At 60.3% G+C, this 21069-nt stretch carries 22 protein-coding genes; 11 read left to right on the top strand and 11 right to left on the bottom strand.

The window, feature by feature from the left end; translation table 11 throughout:
* Window positions 1–51 precede the first annotated feature (51 nt).
* From rng to tldD, 4 genes are all read left to right on the top strand, one after another.
* The gene (gene rng, locus ACA046_RS27755; protein ID WP_076014435.1) at window positions 52–1509 is read left to right on the top strand and encodes a ribonuclease G; all 1458 of its coding nucleotides are present in this window, start codon (window positions 52–54) and stop codon (window positions 1507–1509) included.
* 76 nt (window positions 1510–1585) lie between these two features.
* Complete coding sequence (locus ACA046_RS27750; RefSeq protein WP_497675353.1) at window positions 1586–5401, top strand: YhdP family protein; 3816 nt, start codon at window positions 1586–1588, stop codon at window positions 5399–5401.
* 48 nt (window positions 5402–5449) lie between these two features.
* Window positions 5450–6298: a carbon-nitrogen hydrolase family protein gene (locus tag ACA046_RS27745; protein WP_497675352.1), complete on the top strand. Its 849-nt coding sequence runs from the start codon at window positions 5450–5452 to the stop codon at window positions 6296–6298.
* Between the two features lie 16 nt (window positions 6299–6314).
* Window positions 6315–7757, top strand: coding sequence for a metalloprotease TldD (gene tldD / locus ACA046_RS27740; protein WP_010170608.1), 1443 nt, complete (start codon window positions 6315–6317; stop codon window positions 7755–7757).
* Window positions 7758–7802: 45 nt separating this feature from the next.
* On the opposite strand, the gene yjgA is transcribed toward tldD, so the two are convergent.
* The gene (gene yjgA, locus ACA046_RS27735; protein ID WP_003216092.1) at window positions 7803–8324 is read right to left on the bottom strand and encodes a ribosome biogenesis factor YjgA; all 522 of its coding nucleotides are present in this window, start codon (window positions 8322–8324) and stop codon (window positions 7803–7805) included.
* 108 nt (window positions 8325–8432) lie between these two features.
* Here yjgA and pmbA point away from each other — a divergent pair, with 108 nt between their 5' ends.
* The 6 genes from pmbA to ACA046_RS27705 all read left to right on the top strand — a co-directional run bounded on the left by pmbA (window position 8433) and on the right by ACA046_RS27705 (window position 13702).
* Window positions 8433–9779, top strand: a complete 1347-nt coding sequence (pmbA, locus tag ACA046_RS27730; RefSeq protein WP_459023784.1) for a metalloprotease PmbA — start codon at window positions 8433–8435, stop codon at window positions 9777–9779.
* Between the two features lie 149 nt (window positions 9780–9928).
* Window positions 9929–10324, top strand: coding sequence for a FagA protein (locus ACA046_RS27725; RefSeq protein WP_318303553.1), 396 nt, complete (start codon window positions 9929–9931; stop codon window positions 10322–10324).
* Complete coding sequence (locus tag ACA046_RS27720; protein WP_497675351.1) at window positions 10317–11693, top strand: class II fumarate hydratase; 1377 nt, start codon at window positions 10317–10319, stop codon at window positions 11691–11693. Before ACA046_RS27725 ends, ACA046_RS27720 begins: the two co-directional genes overlap by 8 nt.
* A gap of 27 nt (window positions 11694–11720) precedes the next feature.
* Entirely contained in the window at window positions 11721–12164 is a 444-nt protein-coding gene (locus ACA046_RS27715; RefSeq protein ID WP_063027153.1) for a DUF2753 family protein, read from the top strand.
* Between the two features lies 1 nt (window position 12165).
* Entirely contained in the window at window positions 12166–12777 is a 612-nt protein-coding gene (locus ACA046_RS27710; RefSeq protein ID WP_459023780.1) for a superoxide dismutase, read from the top strand.
* A gap of 31 nt (window positions 12778–12808) precedes the next feature.
* The gene (locus tag ACA046_RS27705) at window positions 12809–13702 is read left to right on the top strand and encodes a ZIP family metal transporter (RefSeq protein WP_459023778.1); all 894 of its coding nucleotides are present in this window, start codon (window positions 12809–12811) and stop codon (window positions 13700–13702) included.
* A 38-nt stretch (window positions 13703–13740) separates the two neighbouring features.
* Here the strand turns inward: ACA046_RS27705 and ACA046_RS27700 are convergent, their stop codons facing one another.
* The 10 genes from ACA046_RS27700 to ACA046_RS27655 form a co-directional block, all read right to left on the bottom strand.
* A complete protein-coding gene (locus ACA046_RS27700; RefSeq protein ID WP_017138240.1) occupies window positions 13741–14013 on the bottom strand; it encodes an HPr family phosphocarrier protein in 273 nt (90 codons plus the stop codon).
* Window positions 14014–14029: 16 nt separating this feature from the next.
* On the bottom strand, window positions 14030–14887 hold the full coding sequence (gene rapZ / locus ACA046_RS27695; protein WP_027604814.1) for an RNase adapter RapZ: 858 nt from the start codon (window positions 14885–14887) through the stop codon (window positions 14030–14032).
* 2 nt (window positions 14888–14889) lie between these two features.
* Window positions 14890–15354 (bottom strand): PTS IIA-like nitrogen regulatory protein PtsN, encoded by a 465-nt coding sequence (ptsN, locus tag ACA046_RS27690; protein ID WP_017477730.1) that lies wholly within the window; start codon window positions 15352–15354, stop codon window positions 14890–14892.
* 12 nt (window positions 15355–15366) lie between these two features.
* Window positions 15367–15672, bottom strand: coding sequence for a ribosome hibernation-promoting factor, HPF/YfiA family (hpf, locus tag ACA046_RS27685; RefSeq protein ID WP_017477729.1), 306 nt, complete (start codon window positions 15670–15672; stop codon window positions 15367–15369).
* A 75-nt stretch (window positions 15673–15747) separates the two neighbouring features.
* Window positions 15748–17241 (bottom strand): RNA polymerase factor sigma-54, encoded by a 1494-nt coding sequence (locus ACA046_RS27680; protein ID WP_026078000.1) that lies wholly within the window; start codon window positions 17239–17241, stop codon window positions 15748–15750.
* A gap of 184 nt (window positions 17242–17425) precedes the next feature.
* Window positions 17426–18151 carry an LPS export ABC transporter ATP-binding protein gene (gene lptB / locus ACA046_RS27675; RefSeq protein WP_003216119.1) on the bottom strand — a complete coding sequence of 242 codons (726 nt, stop codon included), beginning with the start codon at window positions 18149–18151 and terminating at the stop codon, window positions 17426–17428.
* A complete protein-coding gene (gene lptA / locus ACA046_RS27670) occupies window positions 18151–18723 on the bottom strand; it encodes a lipopolysaccharide transport periplasmic protein LptA (protein ID WP_023659193.1) in 573 nt (190 codons plus the stop codon). Before lptA ends, lptB begins: the two co-directional genes overlap by 1 nt.
* Entirely contained in the window at window positions 18710–19282 is a 573-nt protein-coding gene (gene lptC / locus ACA046_RS27665) for an LPS export ABC transporter periplasmic protein LptC (RefSeq protein WP_497675350.1), read from the bottom strand. The genes lptA and lptC overlap by 14 nt, the downstream gene beginning before the upstream one ends.
* A gap of 8 nt (window positions 19283–19290) precedes the next feature.
* Window positions 19291–19815 carry a KdsC family phosphatase gene (locus ACA046_RS27660; protein ID WP_087692862.1) on the bottom strand — a complete coding sequence of 175 codons (525 nt, stop codon included), beginning with the start codon at window positions 19813–19815 and terminating at the stop codon, window positions 19291–19293.
* Window positions 19816–20790: a KpsF/GutQ family sugar-phosphate isomerase gene (locus tag ACA046_RS27655; RefSeq protein WP_076014424.1), complete on the bottom strand. Its 975-nt coding sequence runs from the start codon at window positions 20788–20790 to the stop codon at window positions 19816–19818.
* 46 nt (window positions 20791–20836) lie between these two features.
* Between ACA046_RS27655 and ACA046_RS27650 the strand changes: the two genes are divergently transcribed.
* Complete coding sequence (locus ACA046_RS27650; protein ID WP_445573949.1) at window positions 20837–21058, top strand: hypothetical protein; 222 nt, start codon at window positions 20837–20839, stop codon at window positions 21056–21058.
* Window positions 21059–21069: the final 11 nt, after the last annotated feature.

Genomic DNA, 21069 nt, shown 5'->3' with positions numbered 1-21069 from the left:
AGCCTTAAGCGATCGGTCACTATTGTGAAAACGCCTGAACGAGACCCAGCCATGAGTGAAGAGATTCTGATCAATATCACGCCGATGGAATCGCGCGTGGCGGTGGTAGAGAACGGTGTTCTGCAAGAAGTGCACGTCGAGCGCACCCAAAAGCGCGGGATCGTCGGCAATATCTATAAAGGCAAGGTCGTGCGTGTGTTGCCGGGGATGCAGGCGGCTTTCGTTGACATCGGCCTGGACCGCGCCGCGTTTATCCATGCATCGGAAATCTCCCTGCGCGAGGGCCCTGCGGTTGAAAGCATCAGCGCCCTGGTGCATGAAGGGCAGAGCCTGGTGGTACAAGTCACCAAAGACCCGATTGGTTCCAAAGGCGCGCGGCTGACCACGCAACTGTCGATCCCTTCGCGGTACCTGGTGTACATGCCGCGTACTGCCCACGTTGGCATTTCCCTGAAAATCGAAGACGAAGCCGAGCGCGAGCGCCTGAAAAAGGTGGTCAGCGATTGTGTGGCGTTGGAAGGCATCAAGGAGGCCGGTGGCTTTATCCTGCGTACCGCCGCTGAAGGCGCGGGTGCCGACGAAATCCTCATGGACATCCGCTACCTGCGTCGCCTCTGGGACCAGATCGGCGCGCAGATCAAGACCATCGGCGCACCCAGCGTGATCTACGAAGACCTCGGCCTGGCCTTGCGCACCTTGCGCGATCTGGTCAGCCCAAAGATTGAGAAAATTCGCATCGACTCGCGGGAAACCTTCCAGCGCACCACGCAATTTGTTGCCGAATTGATGCCGGAAATCGCTGATCGCCTGGAGCACTACCCGGGCGAGCGGCCGATTTTCGACCTGTATGGCGTCGAAGATGAAATCCAGAAAGCCCTCGAGCGCAAAGTGCCGCTCAAGTCCGGTGGCTACCTGGTGGTGGACCCGGCGGAAGCCATGAGCACTATCGACGTGAATACCGGTGCCTTTGTGGGCCATCGCAATCTCGAAGAAACCATCTTCAAGACCAACCTCGAAGCGGCCACCGCGATTGCCCGCCAGCTGCGCCTGCGCAACCTGGGCGGGATCATCATCATCGACTTCATCGACATGGAAGACGAAGAGCACCAGCGCCAGGTGTTGCGTACCCTGGAGAAGCAACTGGAGCGCGATCACGCCAAGACCAACATCATTGGCATCACCGAGTTGGGCCTGGTGCAGATGACCCGCAAGCGCACCCGCGAAAGCCTGGAGCAAGTGCTGTGTGAGCCGTGCAGCAGTTGCCAGGGGCGCGGCAAGTTGAAGACTCCGGAAACGGTTTGCTACGAGATTTTCCGGGAAATCTTACGGGAGGCACGCGCCTATCAGGCCGTGGGCTATAGAGTCCTGGCTAACCAGAAGGTGGTCGACCGCTTGCTGGATGAAGAGTCCGGCAACGTGGCCGAGCTGGAGGGGTTTATCGGGCGCACTATTCGCTTCCAGGTCGAAACCATGTATTCACAGGAACAATATGACGTGGTGCTGCTCTGATTCGCGTTAGCTCTTATCAACGAGACGGGCAGACCTTGATCTGCCGTCCGACTATTGCCTTTGAGGGTCGCCTGACATGGAGCGTCTGATACGCTTTTTTGCCGCATTGACCCGCTGGGGCCTCGGCCTGTGCGCCTTGCTGCTGGTATTGGCAGCGGTGTACGTGAGCCTTGGCCGTGAATTGACGCCGCTGGTGGCGGAATACCGTGGCGAAATCGAAGCCAAGGCTCGCACGGCGCTGGATATGCCCCTGAGCATCGGCAGCCTGGAAGGGCGCTGGAGCGGCTTTGCCCCGGTATTGATGGCTCACGACGTGATGGTCGGCGAGGGCGCCAGCGCCCTGCGCCTGGACCAGGTACAAGTGGTGCCGGATATCTGGGCCAGCCTGCTCGCGCGCGAAGTGCGCATTGCCCACCTGGAAGTCAGCGGCCTGCAAGTCAGCGTGAAGGAAGACAAGGACGGCCATTGGGCGCTGCAAGGTCTGCCGGTGCAGGACGACCAGCCGCTTGATCCCGAACAACTGCTGACGCGCATGCAAATGGTCGGGCAGGTTTCATTGCTCGACAGCCAGGTGACGCTGCAGCCATTCGACCAGGCGCCACTGACCTTGACCTATGTCGGCGTGAGCCTGCAGACCGGCGCCAACCGCCAGCGTCTGGATGCGCGCTTGACCCTGCCCGACGGCCAGCCCCTGGCGCTGAACCTGCAGACCCGAATCCGCGCCAGCCAGTGGAAAGACGGCGAAGCCCAGGCCTACCTGAGCTTGCCCCAGAGTGACTGGGCAAAATGGATCCCGGCGAAACTGCTCCAGCAATGGAAACTCACCGAATTCAAGGCCGGCGGCGAATTCTGGCTGACCTGGGCCAAGGGCACCGTGCAAAGTGCTGCCGTGCGCCTCAACGCCCCGCAACTCACGGGCAGCTATGCCGATCGTAAGCCGACGCACATCGAGAACCTGGCCCTCACCGCGTACCTGCAACGCAGTGACAGCGGCCTCAAGGTGCTGTTTGACTCGCTGGCGATGAGCCTCGGCGACACCCGCTGGGAATCGCGCCTGCAACTGCAGCAAACCCTGGCGACCGACAAGGCCCAGGAAGTCTGGAACCTGCAGGCCGATCGCCTCGACCTGACGCCGATCACGCCATTGCTGCACGCCTTGGCTCCCTTGCCGGAAGCCGTGGCCACCACCCTGGATCATTTGAAGGCCACCGGCACGCTGCGTAACGTGCTGCTGGATTACCGTCCTCAAGACACCACCGACCAGCGCGTGAGCTTTGCGGCCAACCTCGACCGTATCGGCTTTGATGCCTACTTCGGCGCACCGGCCGCGCGCAATGTCAGCGGCAGCATCAGCGGTGACCTGGGCAAGGGCGAGTTGCGTATGGACAGCAAGGACTTCTCCTTGCACCTGTTTCCGATTTTCGCCAAGCCCTGGCAATACATCCAGGCCAATGCGCGCCTGACGTGGAAGCTGGATAAAGAAGGCTTCACCCTGATCGCGCCATACATCAAGGTGCTGGGGGAGGAGGGCAAGGTCGCAGCCGATTTCCTGATTCGCCTGCATTTCGACCATAGCCAGGAAGACTATATGGACCTGCGGGTTGGGATGGTCGATGGCGATGGCCGCTTTACCCCCAAATACCTCCCGGCCGTATTGAGCCCGGCACTCGATGAGTGGCTGCGCACCGCGATCCTCAAGGGCGCGGTGGACGAGGGCTTCTTCCAGTACCAAGGCTCGCTGAATCACGATGCGCTGCCCGCCTCTCGCAATATCAGCCTGTTCTTCAAGGTGCATGATGCCGAACTTGCGTTCCAGCCGGGCTGGCCGCACGTCAGCAAGGTCAAGGGTGAAGTGTTTGTCGAGGAAAGCGGCGTGCGCATCCTGGCCAGCAAGGGCCAGTTGCTCGATACCAAGGTCAACGACATCTACGTCAACATTCCCCATGCGCCGGAAGGCAAGGACAGTCACCTGCTGCTCACCGGCAACTTTGCCGGCGGCCTGGGCGATGGCCTGAAAATCCTTCAGGAAGCGCCGATCGGTACCGCTTCGACCTTTGCCGGCTGGAAAGGCGAGGGCGATCTGCAAGGCAAGCTGGACCTGGATGTTCCCCTGGCCAAGGGCACCGACCCCAAGATTGTGGTGGACTTCAAGACTGACAAGGCGCGCCTGCAACTGGCTGAGCCGACATTGGACCTGAGCCAGCTCAAGGGTGACTTCCGCTTCGACAGCGCCAAGGGGCTGAGTGGCCAGAACATCAGCGCCCAGGCCTTTGATCGTCCCATCACCGCGCAGATTTTTGCCGATGGCAAGCAAGGCGATCTCAACACCCGTGTCACTGCCAAAGGGCAGGTGACCGTCAAGCGCCTGACTGACTGGCTGAAGGTCAGCCAGCCGTTGCCGGTGTCCGGCGATATCCCCTACCAGTTGCAGCTTAACCTCGACGGCGCCGACAGCCAGTTGATGGTCAGCTCCAACCTCAAGGGCGTGGCCGTGGACCTGCCGGCGCCGTTCGGCATGCCGGCAAGCCAGGGCCGTGACAGTGTGTTCCGCATGACCTTGCAGGGTAAGGAGCGCCGTTACTGGTTCGATTATGGCGAGCTGGGCAGCTTCACCTTCGCCGCCCCGGCTGACAGTTTTGCCGATGGCCGTGGCGAGCTATTCCTGGGGGATGGCGCTGCTGTGTTACCGGCGGGCAAGGGCCTGCGTATCCGCGGTGTGTTGTCGGAGCTGGATATCGATCCTTGGAAAAAACTCGTGGACCGCTACGCCGGCAACGATCCGGGTGGCAGTGCCAAGCAACTGTTGAGCGGGGCCGACTTCAAGGTCGGCAAGCTGACCGGCTTCGGCACCCAGTTTGATCAGGTCAACCTACAGCTGGATCGTAAACCCGCCGCCTGGGGCTTGCAGTTCGACAGCCAGCAGGCCAAGGGTACCGTGGGGTTGCCGGACGCGAGGGGCGCGCCGATTGCGATCAACTTGCAGTACGTGAAATTGCCTGCGGTGGATCCGACGGTGCAGGCGGACGAAAATGCGCCGGACCCGTTGGCTGATGTTGATCCCAAGGATATTCCGGCACTGGATATCGCGATCAACCAGTTGTTCCAGGGGCCGGACCTGGTGGGTGCCTGGTCGTTGAAAGTGCGGCCGACGGCCAAAGGTATGGCATTCAACAGCCTCAATCTGGGCCTCAAGGGCATGTTGCTCCAGGGCGCCGGTGGTTGGGAGGGCGCTCCCGGGGCCAGCAACAGTTGGTACAAGGGCCGCCTGGACGGCAAGAACATTGGGGACGTGCTCAAGGGTTGGGGGTTTGCACCGAGTGTGACCAGTGAAGAGTTTCATGTGGACGTGGACGGCCGCTGGCCAGGCTCACCGGCCTGGGTCGGACCAAAACGCTTCTCCGGCAGCCTGGATGCAAGCTTTCGCAAAGGCCAATTCGTCGAAGTGGATGGCGGCGCCCAGGCGCTGCGGGTGTTTGGTTTGCTGAACTTCAACTCCATCGGTCGCAGGCTGCGCCTGGACTTCTCGGACTTGCTCGGCAAAGGCTTGAGTTATGACCGGGTCAAGGGCTTGCTGGCGGCCAGTAATGGCGTGTTTGTGACCCGTGAGCCGATCACCATGACCGGCCCGTCGAGCAACCTGGAGCTCAACGGCACCCTGGACCTGGTGGCTGATCGTGTCGATGCCAAGCTGTTGGTGACGCTGCCGGTCACCAACAACCTGCCGATTGCCGCGCTGATCGTCGGTGCGCCCGCCATTGGTGGTGCGCTGTTCCTGATCGACAAGCTGATCGGTGACCGCGTTTCGCGTTTCGCCAGCGTGCAGTACAAGGTAGAAGGTCCGTGGAAGGACCCGAAAATCAGCTTCGACAAGCCATTTGAAAAGCCAAACTGAGTACCCGTGGAGTAGCATGGCCTCATGCCTTTTCTGGAGTGTAGGCCCATGTCCTTTGCGGTAATCCAAATGGTCAGCCAAAGCGATGTGCTGGCCAACCTGGCCCAGGCCCGGCGCCTGCTGGAGCAAGCGGCGGAGGGTGGTGCAAGGCTTGCGGTACTCCCGGAAAACTTCGCCGCCATGGGCCGGCGCGATGTGGCCGATATCGGTCGCGCCGAGGCCTTGGGCGAAGGTCCTATCCTGCCATGGTTGAAACAGACCGCCCGCGACCTCACCTTATGGGTAGTGGCCGGCACTTTGCCGTTGCCTCCAAAGGACCAACCCAACGCCAAGTCCAATGCCTGCTCGTTGCTGATCGATGATCAGGGCGAAATCGTTGCCCGTTACGACAAGCTGCACCTGTTTGATGTCGACGTGGCCGATGCCCGGGGTCGTTATCGTGAATCCGATGACTATGCTCATGGTAGCCAGGTGGTGGTGGCCGATACGCCGGTCGGCCGTCTGGGGCTGACAGTGTGTTACGACTTGCGATTCCCGGAGCTGTACAGCGAATTGCGCGCTGCGGGTGCCGAACTGATCACCGCGCCCTCGGCCTTTACGGCGGTAACGGGGGCTGCGCACTGGGACGTGCTGATCCGTGCCCGGGCCATTGAGACCCAGTGCTACCTGCTGGCGGCCGCCCAGGGTGGCGTGCATCCGGGGCCCCGGGAAACCTTCGGGCATGCAGCGATCATCGACCCATGGGGGCGCGTGCTGGCACAACAGGATCAAGGCGAAGCGGTGTTGTTGGCCGAGCGCGATAGCAGTGAACAGGCGTCGATACGGACGCGCATGCCGGTGGCGGGCCACCGGCGCTTTTTCTCGCAGGGCGCGCAGCGACCTGCTTCAGAACGATGAATTTAAGGCCAAACCTATGAGCGAGTTGTTGTCCTCAGTCAGTGAACATCTCCTGGCGCCCGGTGGCGTGACCATTGAAAGCTTGCAAACGGTCCTCGGTGATCTGGCCGGGCCAGGCATCGACGCTGCCGACCTGTATTTCCAGGGGCAGATTTCCGAGTCCTGGGCCCTGGAAGACGGGATCGTCAAGGAAGGCAGTTTCAACCTCGACCAAGGTGTGGGCGTGCGTGCGCAGTCCGGTGAAAAAACCGGCTTTGCCTACAGCAATGCCATCACCCTTGAAGCCCTGGGCCTGGCGGCTCGCGCGGCGCGTTCGATCTCCCGCGCCGGCCAAAACGGTACGGTGCAGGCGTTCAGCACCCAGGACGTGGCCCAGTTGTATGCGCCGGATAACCCATTGGAAGTGATCAGCCGCGCCGAAAAGGTCGAGCTGCTCAAGCGTGTGGACGCCGCGACCCGCGCCCTGGACCCGCGTATCCAGCAAGTCACCGTAAGCATGGCCGGCGTGTGGGAACGCATTCTCGTGGCCTCAACCGATGGCGGCCTGGCGGCGGATGTGCGGCCGCTGGTGCGTTTCAATGTCAGCGTGATCGTTGAACAGAACGGCCGCCGCGAGCGCGGTGGCCATGGCGGCGGCGGGCGTACCGACTACCGTTATTTCCTCACCGAAGACCGCGCTATGGGTTATGCCCGTGAAGCGCTGCGCCAGGCGCTGGTTAACCTGGAAGCGATCCCCGCGCCGGCCGGTACGTTGCCGGTGGTGCTGGGGTCCGGCTGGTCCGGCGTGCTGCTGCATGAAGCCGTGGGCCACGGCCTGGAAGGTGACTTCAACCGCAAGGGCAGTTCCGCCTACAGCGGGCGCATGGGCGAGATGGTTGCGTCCAAGCTCTGCACCATCGTCGATGACGGCACCCTGGCCGGGCGTCGTGGTTCGTTGAGCGTCGATGACGAAGGCACCCCGACCGAGTGCACCACACTCATCGAAAACGGTGTGCTCAAGGGCTACATGCAAGACAAGCTCAACGCCCGCCTGATGGGCGTGGCCCGCACAGGTAACGGTCGTCGCGAGTCCTACGCGCACCTGCCAATGCCGCGCATGACCAATACGTACATGCTCGGTGGCGAAAGCGACCCGGCCGAGATCATCGCCTCGGTGAAACGCGGTATCTATTGCGCCAACCTTGGTGGTGGGCAGGTGGACATCACCAGCGGCAAGTTCGTGTTTTCCACCAGCGAGGCGTACTTGATCGAAGACGGCAAGATTACCGCGCCGGTCAAAGGGGCAACGTTGATTGGCAACGGCCCTGAAGCCATGAGCAAGGTGTCGATGGTCGGTAACGACCTGTCGCTGGACAGCGGTGTGGGGACGTGCGGGAAAGATGGCCAGTCGGTGCCGGTGGGTGTCGGCCAGCCAACCTTGAAAATTGATGCGATCACCGTGGGTGGCACGGGGTCGTAAGAACGGGAGCTTCGGGTGGCGAAGGTCGCCACCCGGGGAAGAGGGTCAGCGCAGGCCGCGCTGACTATCGTCCAGCTCACGGATGTATTTGAAGATTTTTCGGCTGGAGGCCGGTGGCTTGCTTTGCGCCAGTTCGTGCTGGGCCTGACGGATCAGGGAGCGCAATTGTTGGCGATCGGCATCCGGGTACTCGATGACGAACTTCTCCAGTACCGCGTCATCGCCGGCGATCAAGCGATCACGCCAGCGTTCCAGGTTATGGAAACGCTCGTTGTACTGGCGAGTGGAGGCATCGAGTTGATCGAGCAAAGTCAGAATGGCGTCAGTGTCCTGGTCGCGCATCAGTTTGCCGATAAACATGAGGTGCCGTTTACGCGCGATATTCGCGGTGTGCTTGGGCGCATCGTTCAGAGCCCGGCGCAGGGCGTCGGTCAATGGCAGTTTTGCACACAAGTCAGGCTTGAGTGTTGTAAGGCGCTCGCCGAGGTCAACCAGAGCATGCAGCTCGCGTTTGACCTGAGATTTGCTTTTCTCCCCATCGAGGGAGTCGTCGTAAGAATCAACCATGGTGGCAGTCCGCAAAGAAACGCCGCCATGATAACCAGTCGGGGGCCGCTTGTCCGGCCCGGTCGCTAGAAGGCCTTAACCGAAAGCAGAATTTGAGTGGAGAAAACCATGAGTGCAACCCAAAGCGTCGGTCCGCAAGCGTTACCGGCACTGCAGGAACAAGTCGAGCAGATCATTGCCGAGGCCAAGCGCCAGGGGGCCAGTGCCTGTGAAGTGGCGGTGTCCCTGGAGCAGGGGTTGTCGACATCGGTACGCCAGCGGGAAGTAGAGACTGTTGAGTTCAACCGCGACCAAGGGTTTGGCATCACCTTGTACGTGGGCCAGCGCAAAGGCTCGGCCAGCACCTCCGCCAGTGGCCCGGAAGCTATCCGCGAAACCGTCGCTGCAGCACTGGCGATTGCCAAGCACACGTCTGAAGATGAAAGCTCGGGCCTGGCTGATGCAGCCCTGATGGCTCGGGACTTGAAGGATTTTGACCTGTTTCATGCCTGGGACATCACTCCGGAGCAGGCCATTGAACAGGCGCTGACCTGTGAAGCGGCGGCATTTGATGCCGACAGCCGCATCAAAAATGCCGATGGCACTACCTTGAGCACCCATCAGGGTTGCCGCGTGTATGGCAACAGCCACGGCTTCATCGGCGGTTATGCCTCGACGCGTCACAGCCTGAGCTGCGTGATGATCGCCGAAGCCAACGGCCAGATGCAGCGTGATTACTGGTACGACGTGAACCGCCAGGGTGATTTGCTCGCGGACCCGGTGAGTATCGGCCAGCGTGCCGCGCAACGTGCTGCCAGCCGCCTCGGCGCACGCCCGGTGCCGACCTGTGAAGTGCCGGTGTTGTTCTCGGCGGAACTGGCCGGCGGTTTGTTCGGCAGTTTCCTGGGGGCGATTTCCGGCGGCAACCTGTACCGCAAGTCGTCGTTCCTCGAGGGTGCGATTGGCCAGAAGCTGTTCCCGGAATGGCTGACCATCGATGAGCGCCCGCACCTGATGCGCGCCATGGGCAGCTCGTCGTTTGACGGTGATGGCCTGGCGACCTATGCCAAGCCGTTCGTCGAGAACGGTGAGTTGGTGTCCTACGTGCTGGGTACTTACGCCGGTCGCAAGCTCGGCCTGCCAAGCACCGCCAACTCCGGCGGCGTGCACAACCTGTTCATCACCCATGGCGATGAAGACCAGGCGGCGCTGCTGCGGCGCATGGGTCGTGGCTTGCTGGTCACCGAGTTGATGGGCCATGGCTTGAACATGGTTACCGGCGACTACTCTCGTGGCGCGGCGGGTTTCTGGGTAGAAAACGGCGAGATTCAGTTCGCGGTGCAGGAAGTGACCATCGCCGGCAATATGCGCGACATGTTCAAGCAGATTATCGCGGTGGGTAATGACCTGGAACTGCGCAGCAACATCCGCACCGGTTCGGTGTTGATCGAGAAGATGACCGTTGCCGGCAGCTAACCCGCCGAAAGACGCTGTAAAAAAGGCGCGCCATCCACTGGATGGCGCGCCTTTTTTTGTGCCTGGAACTCCGAGGGATTTGCTCAGGCTCTTGTTTTGATTCTCAATATCATTTAATAATAAATATCATTACCGAGTGAGTGTGGATCATGAGTTCTGTCCTGCATGAGGATCCCTACCTGGAAAGCTGGCGTTGGATGAGTCGTCAGATTCGCTGCGGCCTTGATCCCGACGAGCCCCGCCTGATCGAACATTACCTGGCCGAAGGCCGGTACCTCGCCTGTTGCACCGCGACCCACCCGTGGACTATCGGCGAAACCTCATTCCGCCTGCTGCTCGACACCGCCTCCGATATCGCCTTGCCCTGGCACTGGCGGTCCATGTGCCTGGACCAGGCCTGGCGCCCGTTGCGCGACCTGGAAAAACTTTCCCACTGTGCCTGCCGCCTCAAGCGCTGGCAGAGCTTTGCCTGGCAATTGGCGACCTGCGAATTGCTGCCGTCCATTTCTGTTTCTGACCTGGTGCAAGGATCTTCCGATGAGTGACACCCGTATCGAACGTGACAGCATGGGCGAACTGCAAGTGCCCGCCGAGGCCTTGTATGGCGCGCAAACCCAGCGTGCGGTGAACAACTTTCCCATCAGCCAACAGCGCATGCCGGCGCAGTTCATTCGTGCGCTGATCCTGGCCAAGGCTGCGGCGGCCAAGGCTAACGTTGAGCTGAAACAACTGAGCGAAGCCCAAGGCAAGGCCATCGTCGATGCTGCCCAAGGCTTGCTGGAAGGTGACTTCATGCAGCACTTCCCGGTGGATATTTTCCAGACCGGCTCTGGCACCAGTTCCAACATGAACGCCAACGAAGTGATTGCGACCCTCGCCAGCCGCTTGCTGGGGGAGCCGGTCAACCCCAACGATCACGTCAACTGCGGCCAGAGCAGCAACGACATCATCCCGACCACCATTCACGTCAGCGCAGCGCTGGTGCTGCATGAGCAAACCCTGCCGGCACTGCTGCACCTGGTGCAGGTGATCGAGCACAAGGCCGAAGAGGTGCACCGCTTCGTCAAGACCGGGCGCACTCACCTGATGGACGCCATGCCGGTGCGCATGAGCCAGGTGCTCAATGGCTGGGCCCAACAGCTCAAGGCCAATATTGGCCATCTGCAAGACCTGCTGCCAAGTTTGCAGGCGCTGGCCCAGGGCGGCACTGCCGTCGGCACCGGGATCAATGCGCATCCGGAGTTTGCGGCGCGCTTCAGCCAGCAACTGAGCAGTTTGACCCAGGTCCAGTTCACGCCAGGCAAGAACCTGTTTGCATTGATCGGCTCCCAAGACACCGCCGTCGCGGTCTCCGGGCAGCTCAAGACCACCGCCGTGTCCTTGATGAAAATCGCCAACGACCTGCGCTGGATGAACTCCGGCCCATTGGCCGGCCTCGGTGAAATCGAGCTGGAAGGACTGCAACCGGGCTCCTCGATCATGCCGGGCAAGGTCAACCCGGTGATCCCGGAAGCCACTGCCATGGTTGCCGCACAAGTCATCGGCAATGACACGGTGATCACCATCGCTGGCCAGTCCGGCAACTTCGAACTCAACGTGATGCTGCCAATCATCGCCCAGAACCTGCTCAGCAGCCTGGAATTGCTGGCCAACTCCAGCCGCCTGCTGGCCGACAAGGCCATCGCCAGCTTCAAGGTCAACGAAGCCAAGCTCAAGGAAGCGCTGTCGCGCAACCCGATCCTGGTGACCGCACTCAACCCGATTATCGGTTACCAAAAGGCCGCCGAAATCGCCAAGAAGGCCTATCAACAAGGCCGCCCGGTGATTGATGTGGCGCTCGAACACACCGACTTGCCCCACAGCCAACTGGAAATCCTGCTGGATCCGGAAAAGCTCACGGCCGGCGGCGTGTAATCACCGACCCTGCTTTGGAGGCTCACCATGGAGCACTGGAAACGCACGATCGAACGGGCCAATCGCTGCTTTATGGCGGGCGAGCTGGTAGATGCCCGCGAGGCCTATCTGCAAGCCCTGGCCCTGGCTCAAGTGTTGTTTGAGCGCTGGGCGGATGCCGACGAAGCGGTGGCGGCTTGCGTCATTTCTCATCACAACCTGGCAGACCTGCACCTGCGCCTGAACCAGCCGGAAGAAAGCGCGGAATACCTCTGCGCCATTCACCAGCGCTTGTTGCAGACGATGCAGGACACTCGCCTGAACCCGCAATTGCGGGAAGCGGCCCTGCGCCAGAGCAGCAAGACCTACGTCGAGCTGCTGAATTTCATCAGCGATCACGGTGAGTACCCGCGTACCCACCGGCTGCTGGGCAGCAACGTGGCGCCATCGGATGCGTCGACCCGCAACAGCCCTTTTTATGGAGCTCATTGATATGTCCTACACTTTGCCGGCCCTGCCTTACGCCTACGATGCCCTTGAACCGCATATCGACGCGCAAACCATGGAGATTCACTACACCAAGCACCACCAGACCTACATCAACAACCTCAACGCGGCTGTCGAAGGCACCGAGTTTGCCGGTTGGCCGGTGGAGAAACTGGTATCCAGCGTCCAGCAGTTGCCGGAAAAACTCCGGGCAGCGGTAATCAACCAAGGTGGTGGTCACGCCAACCATTCGTTGTTCTGGGCTGTCATGTCGCCCAAGGGCGGTGGCAAACCGGACGGTGCGCTGGGCAAAGCCATCGACGAACAGTTGGGTGGTTTCGATGCGTTCAAAGACGCCTTCACCAAAGCGGCCTTGACCCGTTTCGGCAGTGGCTGGGCGTGGTTGAGCGTTACCCCGCAAAAGACCCTGGTGGTGGAAAGCAGCGGCAACCAGGACAGCCCGCTGATGAACGGCAATACGCCGATCCTCGGCCTGGATGTTTGGGAGCACGCTTATTACCTGCTGTATCAAAACCGCCGTCCGGAATACATCAATGCTTTCTACAGCGTTATCAATTGGCCTGAAGTTGCCGGACGCTACCAGGCTGCGCTGGGCTGAAACTCCTCTATAACAAGATCTAAGGCCGACTATGGGCACTGAAACACTGGCGATCAGCAGCGTGCGAATGTTTCGCTATGCGTTTGGCTCGCTGCTGCTATTGGCAGGAACTGCATTGCTGGTGGCCCAAGGGCTGGCCTGGCTGGACCTGGAACCCCGCATCCTGCGAGCCTTGGAGGGTGGCGCCATTTGCGCGCTTGGCACTGCCTTGGGCGCCGTGCCGGTACTGGTGATTCGCCGGATGCCATTGGCGGTGAATGACACGCTACTCGGTTTCGGTGCCGGGGTGATGCTGGCGGCGACCGCGTTTTCGCTGATCGTACCGGGTATCGCGGCGGCAGAAAGCCTGGGGCTGACGCCTTGGGCCGCCAGCGGCTTGATCAGTTTCGGCATCATGCTGGGCGCCTTCGGGTTGTATCTGGTGGATCGCAAGGTCTCCGGCGCCAGCCCGGAAATGCTGGTGGGGAGCCCGGAGCATCCGGTGATACCACCGCGCATCTGGCTCTTTGTGTTCGCCATCATTGCCCACAACATTCCCGAAGGCATGGCGGTGGGGGTCTCGGCGGGCGGTGGTATGCCTGACGCTGACAGCTTGGCCATGGGCATTGCCTTGCAGGATGTGCCGGAAGGCCTGGTGATTGCGTTGGTGTTGGCCGGCGCGGGTATGTCGCGGGTCAAGGCGTTCCTGATCGGCGCGGCGTCAGGCTTGGTAGAGCCGGTGTTTGCGGTGCTGTGTGCCTGGCTGGTAAGCCTGGCGGAGGTGCTGTTGCCGTTGGGGCTGGCACTGGCGGCAGGGGCGATGCTGCTGGTGGTGACTCACGAAGTCATTCCCGAGTCGCGGCGCAATGGCCATGACAAACTCGCCAGCTTGGGGCTGTGTATCGGGTTCTGTTTGATGATGGTGATGGATACAGCATTGGGGTGAAGCCGCATCCGGCTTCACTCGGTCACATGAAGGCGGGATTACTCGCCTTCGTCGAAGTAGTTATTGATCAACTTCACCAGCGCATCCATCGCTTCCTGCTCTTGCTCGCCTTCGGTCTTCAGATGAATCTTCGTGCCCTTGCCTGCAGCCAGCATCATCATGGCCATGATGCTTTTGCCGTCGACCATGGATTCGGGGGTGCGTCCCGCGCGAATCTGGCAAGGGAACTGCCCGGCGACGCCGACGAACTTGGCCGAGGCCCGGGCGTGCAGGCCCAGCTTGTTGATGATTTCAATTTCCAGAGCGGGCATCGCGGAGGTGTTCCTTTCAGCTGAGGTCGCGGTGGCGAACCTGGACGTTCTTGAGGGTTTGTTGCAGCACCTGGCCCAGGCGTTCGGTCAGGTAGACGGAACGGTGGTGGCCGCCGGTGCAGCCAATGGCGATGGTGACATAAGCCCGGTTGCTCGCCGCAAAACGCGGCAGCCACTTGAGCAGGTAGCTGGAGATGTCCTGGAACATTTCTTCCACATCCGGTTGCGCCGCCAGGTAATCGGCCACCGGTTGGTCCAGCCCGGACTGATCGCGCAGTTCCGGCTTCCAGTACGGGTTGGGCAGGCAGCGCACATCAAACACCAGGTCGGCATCCACCGGCATGCCGCGCTTGAAGCCAAACGACTCCACCAGGAAAGCGGTGCCCGGCTCCGGCTGATTCAGCAGTCGCAGCTTGATCGCATCCCGCAGTTGATACAGGTTCAGGCTGGTGGTGTTGATCTTGAGGTCGGCCAGGTCAATGATCGGCCCCAGCAGCTTGGTCTCGTCCTCGATGGCTTCGGCCAGCGAACGATGCGGGCTGCTCAGCGGGTGGCGTCGACGGGTTTCGGAGAAGCGCTTGAGCAGCGTTTCTTCATCGGCGTCCAGGTACAGCACATCACAATGAATGTGCTTGGCCCGCACTTCTTCGAGCAGTTCCGGAAAGCGGGTGAGGTGGCTGGGCAGGTTGCGGGCGTCGATCGATACGGCGACCAGCGGTTGCGCCAGCTCAGTGTGAATCAGTGCGCGTTCCGCCAGTTCCGGCAGCAGGCCAGCGGGCAGGTTGTCGATGCAATAGAAGCCGTTGTCCTCAAGAACATTGAGAGCCGTGCTTTTACCTGAGCCGGAACGGCCGCTGACGATGATCAAACGCATGATTACTGCCCGTTTTGTTCATCCAGGACAACCTGATAGAGCGCCTCATTGCTGGGGGCACTGCGCAGTTTGTCGCGTACTTCTTTGCGGTCGAGCATGCTGGCGATCTGCCGAAGCAGTTCCAGGTGCGCATCGGTGGCGGCTTGCGGGACCAGCAGTACAAACAGCAGGTCAACCGGGGCGCCGTCGATGGCGTCGAAATCGATAGGGGCGTCCAGGTGCAGCAGGGCGCTGACTGGTGACTCACAGCCTTGCAGGCGGCAGTGAGGAATAGCGATGCCGTTGCCAAAGCCGGTCGAGCCGAGCTTTTCACGGGCAATCAGGGCCTCGTACACAGCTTGCGTATCCATTTCGGGCACTTCGCGGCCGATCAGGTTGGCAATTTGTTCGAGGGCGCGCTTTTTACTGCCGCCCGGCACGTTCACGAGGGAACGGCCGGGGGTCAGGATGGTTTCAAGTCGGATCATGGGTGGGGAGTGTTAGCGGCCAGTGCCTTGAAGAAGGCTCTGCTGCTTTTCCTTATGCTTTTTAAGTTGGCGGTCAAGCTTGTCTGTGAGCAAGTCGATTGATGCATACATGTCTTCATGTTCGGCATTGGCGACCACTTCGCCACCAGGTATCTGAAGTGTCGCTTCAATTTTCTGCTGAAGCTTGTCGACCTTCATGATGACCTGCACGTTGGTGATCTTGTCGAAATGGCCCTCAAGCTTCCTCAGCTTCAGCTCGACGTATTCGCGCAATGGAGGGGTGACTTCTACATGGTGTCCACTGATGTTGACTTGCATACAGCTTCTCCTTCGTTGCCAGTGCATAAAGCGACGGGTAGGAGTACCCGCCACTGGAACGCTATGGCCCGCCCGTCACATCAAACGTTTACGCTCGCTGGAAGGCGCGATCCCAAGGGACTCGCGGTACTTGGCGACGGTTCGACGGGCGACCTGAATGCCTTGTGCCTCCAGTAAACCAGCGATCTTGCTGTCACTCAACGGCTTTTTCTGATTTTCCGCGGCAACCAGTTTTTTGATGATCGCGCGGATCGCCGTGGACGAGCATTCGCCGCCTTCGGAGGTGCTGACGTGGCTGGAGAAAAAGTATTTCAGCTCATATATACCCCGTGGGGTATGCATGAATTTCTGCGTGGTCACCCGGGAAATCGTTGATTCGTGCATGCCCACCGCCTCGGCGATGTCGTGCAGTACCAGCGGCTTCATCGCTTCATCGCCGTATTCCAGGAAGCCGCGCTGGTGCTCGACGATCTGGGTGGCGACTTTCATCAGGGTTTCGTTGCGGCTTTGCAGGCTTTTGATGAACCAGCGGGCTTCCTGCAATTGGTTGCGCATGAAGGTGTTGTCGGCGCTGGTGTCGGCGCGGCGTACAAACCCTGCATATTGCGGGTTGACCCGCAGGCGCGGCACCGATTCCTGGTTCAGCTCCACCAACCAGCGTTCGTTGTCCTTGCGCACGATCACGTCGGGCACGACGTATTCGGCTTCGCTGGACTCGATCTGCGAGCCCGGGCGCGGATTGAGGCTCTGCACCAGCTCGATGATCTGGCGCAGGTCATCTTCCTTGAGCTTCATGCGGCGCATCAGCTGGCTATAGTCGCGGCTGCCCAGCAAGTCGATGTAGTCGGTGACCAGGCGCTGCGCTTCGGCCAGCCATGGAGTCTTGGCCGGCAATTGGCGCAGTTGCAGCAACAGGCACTCGCTGAGGGTGCGGGCGCCGATGCCGGCGGGCTCGAACTGCTGGATGCGGTGCAGGACGGCTTCGATTTCGTCCAGTTCGATGTCCAGTTCCGGGTCGAAGGCCTCGAGGATCTCCTCAAGGGTCTCGTCCAGGTAGCCCTGATTGTTGATGCAATCGATCAGGGTCACGGCGATCAGGCGATCGGTGTCGGACATCGGGGCCAGGTTCAGTTGCCAGAGCAAATGGCTCTGCAGGCTCTCGCCGGCGGACGTGCGGGTGGTGAAATCCCACTCGTCATCATCGTTGCTCGGCAGGCTGCTGGCGCTGGTCTGGTAGACGTCTTCCCAGGCGGTGTCCACGGGAAGCTCGTTGGGAATGCGTTCGTTCCATTCGCCTTCCTCAAGGTTATCCACCGTAGGGGCGGTTTCCTGATAGGAGGGTTCCTGTACGTCGGGGTTGGGCTTTTGCTCGATGTTGTCGGCCAGCGGGTCTGCATTATCGAAGTCGTCGCCTTCTTCCTGGCGTTCGAGCATCGGATTGGACTCCAGGGCCTCCTGGATTTCCTGTTGCAGGTCCAGGGTCGACAATTGGAGCAGGCGGATGGCCTGTTGCAGCTGCGGTGTCATCGTCAGCTGCTGGCCCATTCTCAGGACTAGCGATGGTTTCATGGCAGGGGCTTAACACCTTATTCGCCGGCGCAATGCGCCATCCACGACAGGGCGCGTGAGCGCCAAACATAAGCAAATTATATGCCTGATATCGGGGGCTTTGCCTAGAGCGCGGTAACAATAAAAATACTGATGTTTTTATTGACTACCGCGCTCCATGGCGAATGGCCTGATACCACCGTGTTTACAGGCGGAACTCGTGACCCAGATACACTTCCTTGACCAGTTCGTTGGCCAGGATAGTGGCGGAGTCACCTTCGGCAATCAGCTGTCCATCGTTAACGATATAGGCGGTTTCGCAGATATCGAGGGTCTCGCGGACGTTGTGGTCGGTGATCAATACACCGATGCCCTTGGCCTTGAGGTGATGGATGATCTGCTTGATGTCACCGACCGAGATCGGGTCGACACCGGCGAAGGGTTCGTCCAGCAGGATGAACTTCGGCGCAGTGGCCAGGGCGCGGGCGATTTCCACACGACGACGCTCGCCGCCGGAAAGGCTCATGCCGAGGTTGTCGCGAATGTGGTTGATGTGGAATTCCTGCAGCAGGCTTTCCAGCTCTTTCTTGCGCCCGGCGCGGTCGAGTTCCTTGCGGGTCTCGAGGATGGCCATGATGTTGTCGGAAACCGACAGCTTGCGGAAGATCGATGCTTCCTGGGGAAGATAGCCGATACCCGCCTGCGCACGACCGTGCATAGGCTGGTGGCTCACGTCCAGGTCGTCGATCAGGACGCGGCCTTGATCGGCCTGCACCAGACCGACGATCATGTAGAAGCAGGTGGTCTTGCCGGCACCGTTGGGGCCGAGCAAGCCGACGATCTGCCCGCTGTCGATCGACAGGCTGACATCGCGCACGACCTGACGGCTTTTATAGGCCTTGGCCAGATGCTGGGCTTTCAGGGTTGCCATTAATTCGCCTTCTTCGCGTCAGGTTTCGGCGCCGGCTGGGCTGCGCCCGGTTTCTGCTTCGGCTGGATAACCATGTCGATACGCGGCTTCGGCGTGCTGATTTTCGAACCGGTGGCACGACCGGCCTGGGCAATCTGCTTCACCGTGTCGTAGACGATTTTCTCGCCGTCGGTGGTGTTGCCGTCATTGATCACGCGGGCCTGGTCGATCAGCACGATACGGTTTTGCTGGGCGTGGTACTGGATCGTCTTGCCGTAGCCTTTGACCGGTGTAGGGTCGCCGACTTTCTGCAATTGTTCAAAGTACGCCAGGTTGCCGACCGAAGTGACCACGTCGATATCGCCTGCGGGGGTGCGAGTCAGTGTCACGGTATTACCCGTCACTTTCATCGAGCCTTGGGTGATGATCACGCTGCCGGTGTAGGTCGCGATACCTTGCTTGTCATCCAGCTGCGCATCGTCAGCCTGAATGTGGATCGGTTGCTGGCTATCGTTCGGCAGAGCCCAGGCGCTCACGCTTCCCAGTGCTGCGCCCAGGCCGAGCAAAATAGGGAGGGTTTTAACGAGCCTCATACTGTCCTCTTACGTTCGATAGCAGGTGTATCCTGCTTTCTTTCAAATACGCTTTCATTCCCTTGCCAGTCGATACACCGCCAGCGCCGTCAATTCTAACGTCTTGCTCGGTCTGCGCATATTGCTTCTGTGGGAATACGGTCATGCGACTGCTGGTAATAATGGTCTGGCGGTCCTTGGCGTCGGTACGGGCTACGCGAACCGAGTCAATCAATTCCACTTGGGTGCCGTCAGGGTTGACTTCGCCACGCTCGCTGGTGACGTGCCACGGAAATTCGGCACCGCGATACAGGTTCATGTCCGGCTTGGTCAATAAGGTGACCTCGGATGCCTTCAAGTGTTCGACCTTGTCAGAGGTCATTTCATACTGAACCTTGCCATCCGGCAGGTACTGAATGCTGTGGGCGTTGATGGCGTAATAGTCGATAGCGCTCTCGTCAACCTGGGCAACAGGCTTGTCGAGGAAGCGCTCCGGGCTGATATTCCAATAACCGACCGCGAGAAAAACCGCGGCGATGACTGCAAGTATCAGGAAATTGCGAATCTTTTTACTCAGCATAAAACGCTCTATAGGTAGGCGGCGTGGGCCGCTTCAAGGCTGCCTTGGGCGCGCAGAATCAGTTCGCAGAACTCACGGGCGGCGCCTTCGCCGCCACGGGCGGTGGTTACACCATGGGCGTGTTCGCGAACGAACGCCGCGGCATTGGCCACGGCCATGCCCAGGCCGACCCGGCGAATCACCGGCAGGTCGGGTAAATCGTCACCCAGGTACGCAACCTGCTCATAGCTTAGGTTGAGTTGGCCAAGAAGCTCGTCCAGAACCACCAGTTTATCCTCGCGGCCCTGATACAGGTGAGGAATCCCCAGGTTTTGTGCGCGGCGTTCCACAACTGGCGTCTTGCGACCGCTGATGATGCCGGTTTGCACGCCCGCCGCCATCAGCATCTTGATGCCCTGGCCGTCGAGGGTGTTGAACGTCTTGAATTCGCTGCCGTCTTCCAGGAAGTACAGGCGGCCATCCGTCAGCACTCCGTCGACGTCGAAAATCGCCAGCTTGATGTGCTTGCCCCGTTGCAACAGGTCGGTGGTCATTTACATCACTCCTGCACGCAGCAAATCGTGCATGTTCAGGGCGCCTACCGGGCGGTCGTCGCTATCGACCACCACCAGCGCCAGAATTTTATGGTCTTCCATGATCTTCAGCGCTTCGGCCGCGAGCATGTCAGGGCGTGCGGTCTTGCCGTGGGGCGTCATGACTTCGTCGATGGTTGCCGTCTGGATGTCGAGGTTGCGGTCCAGGGTGCGGCGCAGGTCACCGTCGGTGAAAACCCCGGCCAGGCGCCCGTCGGACTCCAGAATCACGGTCATGCCCAGGCGCTTGAGGGTCATTTCCATCAAGGCATCTTTAAGCAGGGTGCCGCGCGCGACTTGTGGCAGCTCGTCGCCGGCGTGCATCACGTTTTCCACTTTCAGCAGCAGTCGACGGCCCAGGGCGCCACCTGGATGGGAAAATGCGAAGTCTTCAGCGGTAAACCCGCGGGCTTCCAGCAAGGCCACGGCCAGCGCGTCGCCCATCACCAGGGCCGCGGTGGTGGAGGAGGTCGGTGCCAGGTTCAGTGGGCAGGCCTCGTGGGCAACGTGCACGTTCAAATTCACTTCGGCGGCTTTTGCCAGCGTCGAGTCCGGGTTGCCGGTCACGCTGATCAGCTGGATGCCCAGGCGCTTGATCAGCGGCAGCAGGGTCACGATTTCGTTGGTGGTACCGGAGTTGGACAGTGCCAGGATGATGTCGTCCCGGGTAATCATGCCCATGTCGCCATGGCTGGCTTCGGCGGGGTGTACGAAAAAAGCGGTAGTCCCGGTGCTCGCCAGGGTGGCGGCGATCTTGTTGCCAACATGCCCGGATTTGCCCATGCCGACCACGACAACGCGGCCTTTGCTGGCCAGAATCATCTCGCATGCGCGTACGAAATCCGCGTCGATATGGGCCAGCAAGCCTTCTACGGCTTCGAGCTCGAGGCGGATGGTGCGTTGTGCGGATTGGATAAGGTCGCTGGATTGGCTCATGTCTGAAATCGTATAGCCTGACGAAAAGTCGGCGATTATAGCGGTAATGATCAATTCCCTCACGCAAGTTCGTCAGGCTTTATTCATTACACCCGTGGTTGAGATTGAACCTCAGCAAGGTTTTTTTAGCTGTCCTGTTTCTGAACAAGCTCTGTTCCGGCCTTGGGGGCGCTGTACCAGCAGTGATATAGTTCGCCGCCAGTTCGGTCCGCGCAGCCTTTTTGTCTATTCGGCGCAAGCATTTGTCGAAAACAAGGTGTCTGAGTGAAAGGCTGCATC

It is taken from the genome of Pseudomonas sp. LBUM1641 (genome assembly GCF_059716235.1).
This window is presented reverse-complemented; position numbering and strand designations above follow the sequence as displayed.